General features: G+C 46.5%; 16 protein-coding genes. 3 read left to right on the top strand and 13 right to left on the bottom strand.

The window, feature by feature from the left end:
- Positions 1 to 47 precede the first annotated feature (47 nt).
- Positions 48 to 308 (bottom strand): helix-turn-helix domain-containing protein, encoded by a 261-nt coding sequence (locus DQM29_RS06615; RefSeq protein WP_097448367.1) that lies wholly within the window; start codon positions 306 to 308, stop codon positions 48 to 50.
- A 106-nt stretch (positions 309 to 414) separates the two neighbouring features.
- Entirely contained in the window at positions 415 to 699 is a 285-nt protein-coding gene (locus tag DQM29_RS06610) for a helix-turn-helix domain-containing protein (protein ID WP_111739954.1), read from the bottom strand.
- Positions 700 to 843: 144 nt separating this feature from the next.
- Here DQM29_RS06610 and DQM29_RS06605 point away from each other — a divergent pair, with 144 nt between their 5' ends.
- The gene (locus tag DQM29_RS06605; RefSeq protein ID WP_097520871.1) at positions 844 to 1,065 is read left to right on the top strand and encodes a helix-turn-helix domain-containing protein; all 222 of its coding nucleotides are present in this window, start codon (positions 844 to 846) and stop codon (positions 1,063 to 1,065) included.
- Between the two features lie 208 nt (positions 1,066 to 1,273).
- Here the strand turns inward: DQM29_RS06605 and DQM29_RS18170 are convergent, their stop codons facing one another.
- On the bottom strand, positions 1,274 to 1,666 hold the full coding sequence (locus tag DQM29_RS18170) for a hypothetical protein (protein WP_170126457.1): 393 nt from the start codon (positions 1,664 to 1,666) through the stop codon (positions 1,274 to 1,276).
- Between the two features lie 336 nt (positions 1,667 to 2,002).
- On the opposite strand from DQM29_RS18170, the gene DQM29_RS06595 reads away from it, so the two are divergent.
- Entirely contained in the window at positions 2,003 to 2,875 is an 873-nt protein-coding gene (locus DQM29_RS06595; protein ID WP_111739953.1) for an integrase domain-containing protein, read from the top strand.
- A gap of 216 nt (positions 2,876 to 3,091) precedes the next feature.
- On the opposite strand, the gene DQM29_RS06590 is transcribed toward DQM29_RS06595, so the two are convergent.
- The 9 genes from DQM29_RS06590 to DQM29_RS06550 form a co-directional block, all read right to left on the bottom strand.
- Positions 3,092 to 4,774: an ATP-binding protein gene (locus DQM29_RS06590; protein WP_111739952.1), complete on the bottom strand. Its 1,683-nt coding sequence runs from the start codon at positions 4,772 to 4,774 to the stop codon at positions 3,092 to 3,094.
- Positions 4,775 to 4,790: 16 nt separating this feature from the next.
- Complete coding sequence (locus DQM29_RS06585) at positions 4,791 to 6,002, bottom strand: DUF4297 family anti-phage-associated protein (RefSeq protein ID WP_111739951.1); 1,212 nt, start codon at positions 6,000 to 6,002, stop codon at positions 4,791 to 4,793.
- 508 nt (positions 6,003 to 6,510) lie between these two features.
- Complete coding sequence (locus tag DQM29_RS06580) at positions 6,511 to 6,843, bottom strand: type II toxin-antitoxin system PemK/MazF family toxin (protein ID WP_111739950.1); 333 nt, start codon at positions 6,841 to 6,843, stop codon at positions 6,511 to 6,513.
- Positions 6,844 to 7,101 (bottom strand): AbrB/MazE/SpoVT family DNA-binding domain-containing protein, encoded by a 258-nt coding sequence (locus DQM29_RS06575; protein WP_111739949.1) that lies wholly within the window; start codon positions 7,099 to 7,101, stop codon positions 6,844 to 6,846.
- A gap of 469 nt (positions 7,102 to 7,570) precedes the next feature.
- Complete coding sequence (locus DQM29_RS06570) at positions 7,571 to 7,873, bottom strand: helix-turn-helix domain-containing protein (RefSeq protein ID WP_111739948.1); 303 nt, start codon at positions 7,871 to 7,873, stop codon at positions 7,571 to 7,573.
- A gap of 4 nt (positions 7,874 to 7,877) precedes the next feature.
- Positions 7,878 to 8,231, bottom strand: coding sequence for a type II toxin-antitoxin system RelE/ParE family toxin (locus tag DQM29_RS06565; protein WP_111739947.1), 354 nt, complete (start codon positions 8,229 to 8,231; stop codon positions 7,878 to 7,880).
- Positions 8,232 to 8,513: 282 nt separating this feature from the next.
- Entirely contained in the window at positions 8,514 to 9,677 is a 1,164-nt protein-coding gene (locus tag DQM29_RS06560; RefSeq protein WP_111739946.1) for a winged helix-turn-helix domain-containing protein, read from the bottom strand.
- 85 nt (positions 9,678 to 9,762) lie between these two features.
- Positions 9,763 to 10,434, bottom strand: coding sequence for an MmcQ/YjbR family DNA-binding protein (locus tag DQM29_RS06555; RefSeq protein WP_111739945.1), 672 nt, complete (start codon positions 10,432 to 10,434; stop codon positions 9,763 to 9,765).
- A 94-nt stretch (positions 10,435 to 10,528) separates the two neighbouring features.
- A complete protein-coding gene (locus DQM29_RS06550) occupies positions 10,529 to 10,960 on the bottom strand; it encodes a carboxymuconolactone decarboxylase family protein (RefSeq protein ID WP_111739944.1) in 432 nt (143 codons plus the stop codon).
- 101 nt (positions 10,961 to 11,061) lie between these two features.
- On the opposite strand from DQM29_RS06550, the gene pdxR reads away from it, so the two are divergent.
- Complete coding sequence (pdxR, locus tag DQM29_RS06545) at positions 11,062 to 12,507, top strand: MocR-like pyridoxine biosynthesis transcription factor PdxR (protein WP_111739943.1); 1,446 nt, start codon at positions 11,062 to 11,064, stop codon at positions 12,505 to 12,507.
- Positions 12,508 to 12,575: 68 nt separating this feature from the next.
- On the opposite strand, the gene DQM29_RS06540 is transcribed toward pdxR, so the two are convergent.
- On the bottom strand, positions 12,576 to 13,997 hold the full coding sequence (locus DQM29_RS06540) for an aspartate ammonia-lyase (protein WP_111739942.1): 1,422 nt from the start codon (positions 13,995 to 13,997) through the stop codon (positions 12,576 to 12,578).
- Positions 13,998 to 14,000: the final 3 nt, after the last annotated feature.

The following is a 14,000-nucleotide window of genomic DNA, read 5'->3' as shown; positions in this document are numbered from 1 at the left end:
GGAAAGCCAGCTCTTTGCCCCTGTTCAGGGGCAAAGTTATTTTCTGATCAGGATTTACTTTCCCACCGGACATAAAGATCCAGTACCGCTTCGGCAAAATCATCATCAACCGTATAGAAATAGCACTCCGGTACGTTGAGCACTTTGGCAAATTCGCAGACAAGATCAAAAGTAGGCTTATGAGTGCCGTTCTCATAGTGTGAGAGGCGGGAGTAAGCTGTTGCCTCTTCTATTCCGGCCAGTACCCCCAACTTTTCCTGCGTGAGTTTCGCCCGCAACCGGGCTTCTTTTAAGCGTTTGGGGATCATCGAAATTACCATCAGTTTGAATTTATGAGGGTAATCTTTAGCATTCCTCAAGAATGTTTTTCTTTAGAGTTCATAAAGACGAACAAACGCCCGTTTCCTTTTTGTATTAAGAGCAATTCCCCACTTTCATATTCCACTGAACTACCTCGCCGTCATACAACCTTAATAGCGCTTCGGCGAAACTATCATCCACCGTGTAGAAATAGCATTCAGGAACGTTTAGCACACAGGCAAAAGCACAAACCATTTTAAACGTCGGTTTGTGCGTTCCACTTTCATACTGAGAGAGTCTTGAATAAGCGGTGTCTTCAGCTATGCCTGCGCGGACACCCAATTGCTCCTGGGTAAGGTTGGCCCGTAACCTTGCGGCTTTCAGTCGTTCAGGGATCATATTACGTGTCTTGTTAATACTTACGTTGACACCATCTTTAGCATTCCTTAAGATTCATTATCTTTAGAGTTACTAAAGATAAATAAAGCAGAGGCCGGAAGCAGATCGGTGCTTTCGTTCAGGATGACAGACAGGGAGAAACCAATGGATAAAGACGACTGGCACCCGGCAGACATCATCGCCGGGTTACGGAAGAAAGGAACGTCTCTGGCTGCGGTATCGCGCAGGGCCGGATTGGCCTCTTCCACGCTGACCAATGCCCTTAACCGACACTGGCCTAAAGGCGAAAGGCTGATAGCCGAAGAATTGGGCGTTGCGCCTGAACAGATCTGGCCGTCCCGTTACCGAAAGCCAGAATACCGTTGAAGCTAAACCGACTCTCCCGCTCTTCTGCCAGCTCTGCTGGCGGAAGAGCGGGAGAAGACAAGCGAAGCGCGGCAGAGTGTCATTCATAAAATTGCGAAAAAATCTACAAACAACTCAATTCCCGAAAAAAAGGTTTCCCCTTTTCATTCGCGGAAAACGGCTGTAATCTCCCTCCTGCCCTATGCTGTCGCCGACAGCACCCAATGCTTCATGACCTGAAAGAAGCGCCTGACCTGTCAGGAGATGGTTGCCATTTTACCGGCAGGGCCTCTGCAAAAATGCCGGGCCGCAGATACTGCGGCAGAGGTTGAGAGTTATACACGATACATCCTTTCACTGCGCCAGCTCGCTGGCTGTGTTTCCATCCGACCGGAAGTCTCACGATTTCCCGGTTCGTCTGTACCTGCTGATTATCAGCGCTTTTTATCTGCGCCAGATCTCTGGCCAATATTGCACTGCGCCGGAAACGCTCCGGTAAACCTGCACCTGCTGCCACATCAGCGCCTTTTACTTTACGGGCTGCGGCCTGCGTTGCCGCAAGGCTTTGCTGCCGCGTGACCGTAAAACTGCACCAGACCCCGCGCTCTTTCGCGCACTGCACCCGACCAGTGCGTCACTTTCGTCGCGCAAAGCGACAAAGTGACGCACAACCACCACACCGCACCATACGCCTGATTTCGGGGTTCCGGTGCTCATTCCCGCATCTGACACGCCTTTTTTAGGCCGCAGTCAGCAAGAAGAAAGGAGAAAAAGATCGATACCGAGGGGGGCATGATGCCCCGGAGAATTCCTGCTCACGCAGGCAGCCCGTACCGCGTACTGGCTGAAACTCCCTATACCTCAACAAACTGCCACTCCGGCGTGAAGGTATCGTTCTGGCACAGCCAAAAAGCATACGCCGGAGACTATTTGTATTCTCAAAATTAAGGGGAAGTGCATGGGTAAGTTAGGCTGTGAAATGAAGGCGCTGGCAAAGCACTGTGGCGGTAGCCATAAAACGGTGAACGATCGCATCCATATCGTGCAGCGTTTCGATCACCACTTACGGGCGCTGAACGTCCAGATCCAGCGCGTGGCACAGATTAAGGTTCGCCACATTGAAAACTATATTCATGCAAGACTGGCGCAGGGGATCGGCAAACGCACATTGCAAAATGAAATGGCCTCATTGCGCACCATTCTGCAACAGGCCGGGCGTAAGCAGGTGGCAGAGCATGAGCGGCTGACTAATAAATCGCTGGGGCTGTCTGGTGCATCGCGTAACGGTACGCGACAAGCCATCACACCGGATCATTACCTCCATGTGCTGGAAACGACCCATGCGAAAGATCCGGGTCTGGCGGCGGCGCTGGAACTAGCGCGGCTGATGGGGCTGCGTTCGCAGGAGGCGGTGCAGAGTGTACAGTCACTGAAAACGTGGAAACAGGCCGTTGAGCGCGGCGATACGCGCTTAACCGTGGTGTTCGGCACCAAAGGCGGACGGCCACGCGAAACGGTGATTTTGGATACTGGCGCAGTCAGAAAAGCGCTGGATAATGCGTTGAATATTGCTGAAAGCCGTAATGACCGACTGATCGACAAGCCGGATCTGAAAAGTGCTATGGACTACTGGCACAACCAGGCGGCACGTATTGGTCTGACTGGCGCATATTCTCCGCATTCGCTGCGCTATGCGTGGGCGCAGGATGCTATTCGTTACTATCTGGCGCAGGGATTTAGCAGGAAGGAGGCGCTGGCAATGGTGGCGATGGATCTGGGGCATGGTGATGGACGTGGGCGGTATGTAGAGCAGGTGTATGGGCAAATTTGACAATCGGATAAGAGAGAAAAGTGGATTTAACGGCATTGAAGTCTACGATAATCGCCAATTCACAATAAATAATAGTCTGACAAATATAGATCCACCGGAGATTTGTAAGGCTAAGGTGTGATTGAGATTAAAACTCCTATACTTTGAGTCGATTCAGGACGAATCGACTCAATCTGTAAATACATGGTATTCGCTTTCTACCAAGATATGATGCGATTATTTATACCACTCTTCCTTAATAGCAGCAAAGTCCATATTTTTCCATTCTTCCTTCCAAAGTTGCCAGTACGGGATATCACTAGAAGATGGGGTGTGTATACATGGCTCAATTTGGACGATTGAGGGAAGAATTATAGATTCGCCAACCAGTAATGCTTCCCCTTGACGGAACGATGTCATTTTATCGATCAACGAACCGAGTGAATCTGGCAGTAACTTTTTAACGTATCCTTGATCCGCTGGATTGGTTAAGCGCATAGCAATAAAGTTACTGCACTGCGAAAAGATTGTTTCGGATATTTCGGATGGACGTTGACTTGCTAGCAGCAATGTTACGCCATATTTTCGTCCTTCCTTTGCAATTCGCTCTATGGCTACTTTTGAAGCTCGATATTTTGAAAGATCACTATTAGGGACATATTTATGCGCTTCTTCATAAACGAGCAGAATCGGAATGTCATTATTGATTTTCTCATTTGGGTTTTTGGCACAACGTATACGTTTGTATATATAACCGTATTCGAATACGAGGCGTGAGATAAGTGAGACAGTTATACTCAGAACTTCGAACGGAACTCCACTTAAGTCAATAACGGTTACGTTCGATTCACTTTTCGAGGAGTATCCTAGCAGTTTTTGGAGGGTTTCTTCGAAAGTGATTTTCATGGACTGCTCGCCAAGAAAGAAGTTTAGCCTACTATCATTAAGCTTGTTCTCAAGTCGATTCACAAAGTTAGTCAGTTTTCCATGAAGACTACCTTGTGTGTATTTTGGCTGTCCCGCTTTCTCTTTATTGCTCGAAGCGTAAACCTCTCCGGTATTGACCATCTCTTCATTTTTTGCAATTGCGTACGCAAGAACTTCCCGAATATCGAATAGAATAGGAGTATCGAGGTGAATATTTTGTTTTTCAGAGGCTGAACCTGAAAATTTTGCAAGGCGATCTTTTATTATGGCTTCTTTGAAAATATTTCTCTGATTGTGATCGTTGGCTTCAGTATCGAGGAAGAATTCCTCCAATTCTTCACTATTCAGCATCCAATATGGTAAAGCTAAATTGGATATATCAATATGGTTTGCTGAAGGAAATGCTGATTTATACTCAGAGTGTATGTCGAAAATAATTACATGTGAATTATTTAATGAGAAACCATCTCCTTTTTCGGATACAGCTTTCTGAATAATAGTTGCTAAAGTATGTGATTTTCCTGAGCCAGTAGACCCGACGACAGCAATATGTTTGTTGAAAAATTTATCTCCGTTTACGGGAACTGGAACACTTATATTTGAGGATAATGTAGCAAAACGAAAAGATGCCTCTTTAGGCACCGAGTCTTCATAGATTTTCTTTATGTCAGAGATGGTTGCGGGCTGGACCTCTTTTGGCGGAATAGCTAGTGAATCACCGCCTCGTTCAAACTTACCATTTCTTAAGATGCCTAAAGGAAAAGCTTCAATGATGTGATCCCGCTTCCCTTCAGCGCTAACTGCTATTTGGAAGTTTTCAATGATTGCTATAAGAACTGCATTTTCGTTATCCGCAATTTTGACGTAAGAACCAACTTTCAGTGACTCTTCCGCTATTTTAAAATCCTCAAGGTCATCCACGATGATACGTACTTTATCTGGGAATACTGCAATGACTTGGGCATTAATTTGTTCTTCTTGTCTAGGGTCCATGTTAAGTTTCCTTCAACTAGATGATTGACTTGACGTCTGAAAGTTGTTCTATCTGAATTTTGACATGTTGAACTGCTGGTTTATCGTATTCAAAGAAGCTAGGGCCTATGTGAAATTGGTAAATACGTCGAGTCTTAGTAATGGTATCTACAGTATGATTAACATTTTGAAGAATATTTAGAATTTTAAGTTTGATACCATTACCATATGTAGCTTTCTGAACAATAGATTGGCAGCTAAAATCAGCACCATGGAAATCGTGACCGTCTATAAACTTAAAACCTTCGGTATTAAGTTCACTTTTTAGTGCGAGTAACTCACTCTCCGATAATCCATGTATATATATGTACGGGCAGAAAGGAGCAGGTTCTCGCCTCGACAATTTGGACCACTTCCGGGAAAACTCAAATAGAAGATTTTTGAGTTCGTATCGAACGTAAGAAGCCGTATCTATTTCTACCAGAAAGAAGCGTTCAAATGGAGATATGTTAACTTCTGAGAAATATTGATTACGTAGAGCCGCAAAATGTGCTTTTCTCCCTTTTTTCTCAACGAACCATTCATTAAAGAGAACGCTGGAAGTATTGATCCTTTCTAAGAATTCTTTCTTTGTAATCGAACGATTTTTTTGAACTGCCTCGATTGAAAGTTCTCGTATAACAGCTAGTGCGTTGTTGTAATAAAAGTATTCAGCTGAGAACTGTTTAGTCTTAAAGATCGTTTGGAGAATGTCGATCACTTCTTGAAACTGTGTATTAAACTCTACTGCTCTGATATTTATGGTTAACCGATTTAGGAACTCTTCAAGATCTGCATCTGTAAGTTGTAAATCTTGATGATGGTGGTATGTGATTTTTTCCTTGGTGTAGGTTAGGAAGTGTTTCTTTAGGAAATCAACGTTTATCTCTACATCCAATTTTTCTTGGCCTGACGCATAGTGTCCATATATAGAGTAAAAGATCTTTGGCTTCGTACCTGATAGCGTTTCCTTGAAATGCGATACCATATGCTTTATCGCATCTTTGATGACAGAGTGGTTGTATTCGGTCTTGGCGTAATATTTGCATTGTGTAGCTGTGACGTCTGTTGCGGTTCGAATGTCAATGTCCTCAGTGCATTCGATTTCAACAGATTCGTCTAAGGATGTTAGTTTCAAGATGCTTAGAATAGTTAGATCAAATTGATAAAAATAACCTCGTATTGTGTCAACTGCACTTCTGTCGGCCATGGCATATCCAATAGTTATCGTTGATGGTTTCTTTGAAATTACTAATTCCCATATTTGACAGTATGTTGCAAGCAGATGGATAGTTCAAATGCTGATCACCGAAAATGTTAAAGGAGTTCAGAAAATTGCAGCCTCACATAAGCATCCTCATGGAAATCTTGCCTCTTGATATCCTACAAAATGCTCTTCGAAATCAGAAAATGAGAACCCGCTAACGTCAGTTTCATTGGTTTACTCCCTTTCAATGACGCAGTACTGTGTCGGCAACATCCGCTTCTGGCACAAAGTCGACTGTAATATCTATCAACTGACAGTACAGCAATATAAAACGTGACAAATGTCACATTTCAAAACAGCAATAACATATGGGGCCTTTATAAGGGCCTCATTTTGATTTAAAAAATAAAATCATTTTAAATTCAATTAGATAAAAAGAATGTCGCATCCAGTCAGAGGAGCCAAATTTCAAAAGCCCGCTTTATAAAGCGGGCTTTTTGCTTTTCATATATCAGAAAAGAATAGCCCCTAGTCGAGCCAGCACCTCGTTGGTAATACTGTCAGGTATACGCTCCAACCGCTTGCCATTACGAGCGCCTATATCAATAGTTCTCGGTTGGTCGCAGCGAATAACCCCTGTTGTTTTTGTTCCCGAACCATCCAGTGAGACGGTAAAACCGGCTGTGCGGGCAAAGTTTCCGCCGCTGGTAACGGGAACAACAACGGGTAGCCGGGTCAGATTGTTAAACGATGCCTTCGATACGATAAGTACCGGGCGTTTTCCGCTTTGCTCGTGACCAGCAATCGGATCCAGTGAAACAAGCCAGATTTCCCCTCTGTCCATTTAGAGGATCTCCTTACCCACCGCAGGCGCATCAATCCATTCACGATCCTCTTCGCTCATTTCGGCGTGCGGATCGCACTGCGCCAGCAGCTCCTCAAGCGAATAACGGGGCCGTTTCTGGGGTTCAATAATCAGGCAGCCATTCTCAATAGTCATACCCACTTCGCTGTCCGTCGACAGCGCCAGCGTTTTCAACACAGCAGGAGGAACCGTCAGCATGATAGAGCCACCGACCTTTTTCAGGCGAGTTGTATACATAGAGCACCTCCAAATATTATATTTTAATATAACATTTGCGATAGACGATGCACAATTATTCATCATATTCATTACGATCTCCTTAGCGTAATAATGCGTGAGGAAAGCCGTAATCCATCTAAGGACAGATCCGGCAGTTTTCAAATGCGGCATTGTCGGTAAAACAGCGACCATCCTGATACATAAGGCGCTTCTTTCAGGTCATGAAGCATTTTGTGCAGGCGGGAGCTTAGTTCGTGGTAAGAAGGTCGATAATAGAAAACTGTTTTTATAGTTCAAAGGATTATGATGGATCAAATAAACGAAATGCGGCACAGCTTCCATATCAAAGCCGCGCCGGAGAGACACTAACGACAGGACGAAGGTTATATTTGCTTAGGTACAATGCCTCATGCTTCACGATTAATCTCTCGCGACTATCTCAGAGGCGTATCAGCACATTTGCTACCCCAAATCCCCCACCCCACACCTACAAAACAAACCCATAATGAGAGCCATCCGGCAGTTCAACATCAAGTCGCAGTTTGCCGCCCGCCGCCTCAACGTAGCGTTTGAGTGTAGAAAGTTTCAGGTCACGTCCCGGTTTTTCCATCCCTGCCACAGTAGGCTGTTTAATACCCAGAGTTTGAGCCATTTCGACCTGCGTTTTCTGCACTTTTTCGCGCAGTTCAGCAAGATGGATATTGAGCAAAATATCTGTCGCCACTGCCTGCGCTTCAGCGACAACCTCTGGTTTTTCATCAGCAATAAGCTGTTCCAGCGTTCTGCCCATCGCGTTACTCCTTCTCTTTTAATGTATTTAGCCAGTTTGTGAACTCCCTGTCTGCAATCGGGAGCATCTCATTGTAAAAACTCTTTTCATTACCAACTTTATTACCAGCACACAGCACAATCCCAGTGCGCTCAAGGTCAAAAGCGAAAAATGCCCGTATCGGATCGCCCCGACTCTGTATACGCAGCTCTTTCATATTGCTATAGCTGGAGCCTCTGAGCGTATCGGCATAAGGTCTGGGTAACCCCGGCCCTCTTTCCCGCAGAATCATCAGTGCAGCGAGCACACTAACGCGATCGGTATCGCTGAGTGAGGTAAACCAATTATCGAACCTATCCGTTGTTTTAATTGTCCACACAGAACCCTCCATAAATATAGATCATAGACTATATAGGTGTAAAGCTATAATAAAGGTTATGAGGAAACTCAGTGAGGAAACCCTGTACTGTTATTGGAGGTTTGGAGAAGCGTTCAGATATTTCAGTGGATGATGTGAGAATTATGCATCATGTTACGATCGGTAGCACAAAATTAGCTCAGAATATGGGTGTTGCGTGAAGACTAGAAGCTGCTATAAAACAGCGTCTAGTAGGGGAAAGATGATACAAATGCGAATAACAAATAGCTCTCCTCGATTCGCTTAATGCTTTAAAACGTTATCAACAACTTTCTTATCAAGTTCAGGGCATTCATTGAAATCAGCAAATTTTTGTAATTCATCAATTAAAGTCGAATAAAACTCATCCCTCTCAAATTGATGATTTTCTAAAAACAGCCCCACCACTTCAAAGCGGCGTTGACTCCTATGGGCTTTACAGTCAATTCGACCAATCAGCGTTTCGTTATAGAGGATCGGTAAACAAAAGTAGCCATACTTTCTTTTACTGGGAGTCACATAGCATTCGATTTTATAGTCAAAATTAAAAAGCGAATTCAATCTATCTCGGTGAATCACCAAATTATCAAAAGGCGATAAAATCCTTATTGCGCTATCAAAAGCAAGTGGCTGTTCGTATGCTACTGAGTCCACATAAAGCTCATTTGAATCATCAAGGACGATTTTCTTTACGACCCCTGATTGAAGACGATCGTTAAGCCCCTGCTGCATAGCCTCTTTCAGCGGTTTACCCGTTTTCAAATGCATTAACTGCTTCCAGTCAAATACACCGTGAGCCCTGATTGTTGTCTCAAGAATATATTCAGCATATTCGTCCACTGTTGGTTCTTGGGTATTTATGCCTGAAGGTAAACAGCGCTCAGTCAAATCATAGACTTTTTCCATGCCGTTCCGCTTACAAATCATCAGGTCACCCCGTATGAACAGGGCTTCTAACGCTCGCTTATGGGTATTAGAAATGGACCAGCCGCCCTTTTTTTCATTGGACTTGCTTTCCATATCTCTTGCTCGTACAGGCCCCTCGGCCTTAACTCGAGAAATAACCTCATTCATCGTTTTTTTATCAGAGGAATGAAAGTGCGTCTTTTCACCTCGCCGAATAGCATTCATGTGCGGCAAAGCAAATCGAAAATCTTTCATGGGAAGATAAGAGGCCGCGTGATACCAATACTCAAAAATATCCCTATTTTCGATCAGTGTGTTTAATTGAGCGGGGATATAGTTTGGCACACGGCTCCAGAGAACATGATGATGTGCCCGCTCAACGACGGAAATCGTATCAATCTGCACATATCCCAAATGCTCAATGGCGCTCAGCGTTCCTGTGATATCAGCGCTAAATACTTTCTTTGATAATAGCCCCTGCTTCGCTAGCGTTAAGCGCCTTAATCGCTTTAACTGCTCCATTTACCGCTCCTTTAATACTCCCTTTGTCACTCGCTCACGCTCGATAATTTCTTCAAAGAAATACTGCACACGACTTCATCTTTCGTCAGGCCCCCACAAGCCCAAAGCTATCATCAATCCGCATCAATATCTCTTCGATAGGCACAGAACCGTCTAGGCGAAGAGTAACCCAGTGCTTTTTGTTCATGTGGTAGCCTGGAAAGTATTTTTTACCGTCAGTCAGCGCCACGACGTCATCCGGCCTCATACGCACATTCAGGATTTCTAGCCGAGAAGCATCATCCAAACCCAGCGTTTTACCACTGACTGTCAGTATTGCACCGTACCACTTGGCATTGTCTACACGCCGAAAAATAGCGTTATCGGGAGTGCGAGGCCAGAGAAACTCCAGCTCGGAGTGATATTTATCGCGGACAAACTGAATAATCTGCTTAGCCATTTGGCTTTTAAAAACGTCGGAGGTAAAGCACGTATCGGCAATATGAATAAGCACCTGCTCGTACTCTTCACGCACCTTACCGACAAACTCGCCAACAGTAGCCGCGACGCGATGAAGTACATAGTCCTCCCCTGTGGATGCGTCCACCACTGCCGTTGTCACAGCGCCTTCAGGAGAAACCACCACCGTCATCTTAAACTGGCCTTTAACTAAATCGGCCTGATAAAGATAGCCACCGTCATCCTGTTGAAATCCGTAAGGAAGCAGTTTCTCAACGTTCACGCGACGTCGGCTAAAAATCTCAACGGTATCTTTCATGCTTAACTCCACGCTATCGCCACAGACGGTCTCCTGTACACAAACATACAGCCTTCATACCTGTGACGATAGTCTGGAAGCTCACAAAGATCGACTATTGCCTCATACTAATGGCCAAGCGATTAAAGGCGTTCATAATGCTAATAGCAAACGTCAGTTCACTAATTTCGCTGTCGCTAAAGTGCGCCTGTAGAGCGTTAAACGCGCTGTCCGGTGCACCGGTGGCGGCAATCAACGTAACTGAATCTGTCCACTCTAAAACAGCACGCTCTGCTTCGTTAAATTCATGACTAACCTGCCAGCCGGCCAGAGTATCAAGCTTGGCCTGACTATATCCAGACTTACGCAACGCTTTCCCATGCATGTCTAAGCAGTAAGCACAGCCGTTGATCTGGGACACTCGCATATAGACAAGTTCGATAATGGCATTATCCAACTCGCCTTTTCCCAGCGCAGTAAGCGTTGCCAGCATGCTTTGATACGGCGCAGGTGACAGTTCGGCATATTTTAAACGCTGCTTAATCATCTATAACCTCTTCATATTCATCGTTCAGGATTGATTAAGGTAGACTTTAGCGCCAACATGGTTCATATCATAGAGCCATAAAATGCTTATTTAACTAGGCCATCATGTACTCTATTTTAGCTAACCTCTCACGAGAACGACGCCAGCTCGAACCGCTTCATCGTCAAATTTATCAGCGGTTAAAAGAAGCGATTATTCAAGGGACGCTGGCTCCCAACAGTCGACTACCTTCGCTGCGAGGATTAGCCAGTGACCTCGGCGTTGCGCGCGCTACGGTAGAAAATGCCTACAGCGCGCTAATTGCGGAAGGCTTTTTGCAAAGCCGCGGTCAGGCAGGTACTTACGTCTCTGCTCAACTCACCAAAGCATCAATACTCAGCGCCACAGCCGCTAAAAAACCCACCGCAGCCGTTCCGGCAACCGCCTTTTACTCTTCAGAATCTTCTCGACCGTTTCAGCTGGGGCTACCGGCTTTAGATATGTTTCCACGCGCGCTCTGGCAGCGTCTTGTTACTCGCCGTCTGCGAGCTTCCACAGCCGCCTCGCTGTCGCTTCCTGCTCTAAACGGCCTGTTTGAACTGCGTGAGGCAATTGCACACTATCTGCACGTTTCTCGAAGCATTGTTTGCAGTCCAGAGCAGATTTTTATCTGTGCAGGCTACCCTACGGCTTTGGATATGATCCTCAAGACGCTATTACAGCCCGGTGATGCAGTATGGCATGAAGACCCTGGCTATCCCGTCACGTCATCTCTACTAGCCCTGTCGGGAATGCAGCCAGTCCCCGTTGCCGTAGATGAACAGGGAATGGATATCGCCGCAGGCGCGGCCGCCTGCCCAAATGCTCGCATGGCAATCTTAACGCCTACCCACCAAAGTCCGCTGGGCGTATCCCTTAGCCTGGAACGACGACTCGCGCTATTGGACTGGGCCAATAGCCGCTCCTCATGGATAGTCGAAGACGACTACGACAGTGAGTTTCGCTATCACGGAAGGCCGCTTCCGCCGCTAAAAAGCATCGATCGCCAGAACAGCGTGCTGTATATCGGCACATTCAGCAAAGCGCTCTTCCCGGCTCTACGCCTAGCCTATCTTGTGGTTCCCGATGAGCTGGTTACCGCCTTTGAGGCGACTAACCGTTTGCACGTTTGTGCCAGCCCGCCGCTCATTCAGGGAGGCGTGGCAGATTTTATTCACCAAGGTCATTTTTATCGCCACCTAAAGCGAATGAGAGTACTTTATCGCCAGCGGCGTGAGTGGCTGGCGCAGGCGCTGGAACAGCAGCTAGGAGACTTTTTGGAGGTCGTTCCTCAAGCGGGAGGCATCCAGCTGCTGACCAAACTAAAATGTGCCCTGTCAGATATTGAGATTGCTCAACACGCTTGGCAGCAGGGACTTGCTGTGCAGGCGCTGTCACACTGGCAAACGACTGAAAGTGTGGAGCAAGGGCTACTGGTGGGATTTGCCAACTTTACCAACCCTGAAGAAACAGAGCGGGCCGTGTCCCACTTGGCGACGATCGTCAGGCGCCTTGCTGCAGGCCAATAGTATTCATCACCTCAATAAATAAAAGCCTGAACAGGCTTTTCCCGCTCAGGCTTTTAGCTAATGAAACGCTACGAGGCTCTGTTCATATACTTTTTAAACATCCTTTCACTTTTATGAACATCCGTTAATGTTAAAACGTCAAAAAGCTCATCGGCCTCTCCCTGACTTAAAACCCCTTCTTTAATCGCGGCTTCCTTGCAGGTGATATTCTCTTCATAGGCGCGTTGGGCGACTCTCTTACCTACCGAATAGCCAAACAGCGCACCGACAACCCCCGACAGCGACAGTGACTGTTCTGCCAGACTTCGACAGCGTTCTGTATTCGGCGTCAGGCCGGGAACAACCTTCTCACCCATAATTTTCATCCCTTTGCCAATCAACTCCATAGAGTCCAGCACCGTCTTGAAAACGATAGAGCTCGTTGAACCGAGATCAAGCTCTCCAGACGACGCAGCCAGAGCGACGCCCGCGTGGTTAGCGGAGATCTTTTGACTAATCTGCATCACCATGTGGGGGATCACCGGGTTTACTTTCCCCGGCATAATAGAAGAGCCCGGCTGCAAGGCTTTAAGGGTGATTTCCCGCAGCCCAGCGCGCGGGCCGGAAGCCATCAGGCGGATATCAGTCGCCACCTTAGCAGCACAGATAGCCAGAGACTGAATATGCGCGTGCAGCATCACGTAGGCGTCAGTACTCTGCATGGCGTCAAACAGGTTATCGCTTTGGACAATTTTTCTTCCACAAACGGCAGACAGGCTCTCGCACACGGCGTCAAAGTAACCCGGCATACAGCCAAACCCAGTCCCCAGAACCGTAGCGCCTAGAGGTACGTGATTCCAGCGCTGGCGCTCCTCTTCCAAACGCAGTCGGTTGCGCTTTATCTGACTGTAGTAGCCGGAAAATTCCTGCCCTAGAGTAACGGGAACCGCATCTCGATACGATGTGCGCCCCATTTTAACCACCTGCTTCAGCTCTTCGCTTTTGTCCGCCAGCGGTTTTTCCAAGTGTGGGATAGCCTCCAGCAAAACGCCGATTTCATCATAAACGGCCAGCGCTTTGGCGGTTTTAAGCACGTCATTTGACGACTGTCCCATATTGACATGAACGTTCGGGCATATGTCTCCTGCCCTCCCCTCTTTAACCAGAATCTCATTGGCCCGCTTGGCGAGCACTTCGTTTACTGCCGTATTCAGAGAAGCGCTAAACCCGCCAATGGCGCACAAAGGGAACTGATCCATAAACTGACCGGCAATCAGCTCGTCACAGGCAGCAGCGATCGCATTAGCCCTTTTTGTTTCCAGAGCCTGTACCTGCCGGTTGGTCATCGCACAGGCCTTTTTTACCTTGCCCATCGCCACCAGAATCTGGGGATATTTCTCAAGCGTTGTTTCACAGAGGTTAAGATAGTCTTTTGCTTTGGCCGTTTCAGGACCGTAATACACTTTATCAGGGCTAGACGCGTTTTCACGTACTGCGGTATCGGAATGCATGAA

This window comes from Leminorella richardii (genome assembly GCF_900478135.1).
Classification (GTDB): domain Bacteria; phylum Pseudomonadota; class Gammaproteobacteria; order Enterobacterales; family Enterobacteriaceae; genus Leminorella; species Leminorella richardii.
Note: the sequence above shows the minus strand (reverse complement) of the source record. Positions and strands in the feature narration are given on the sequence as shown.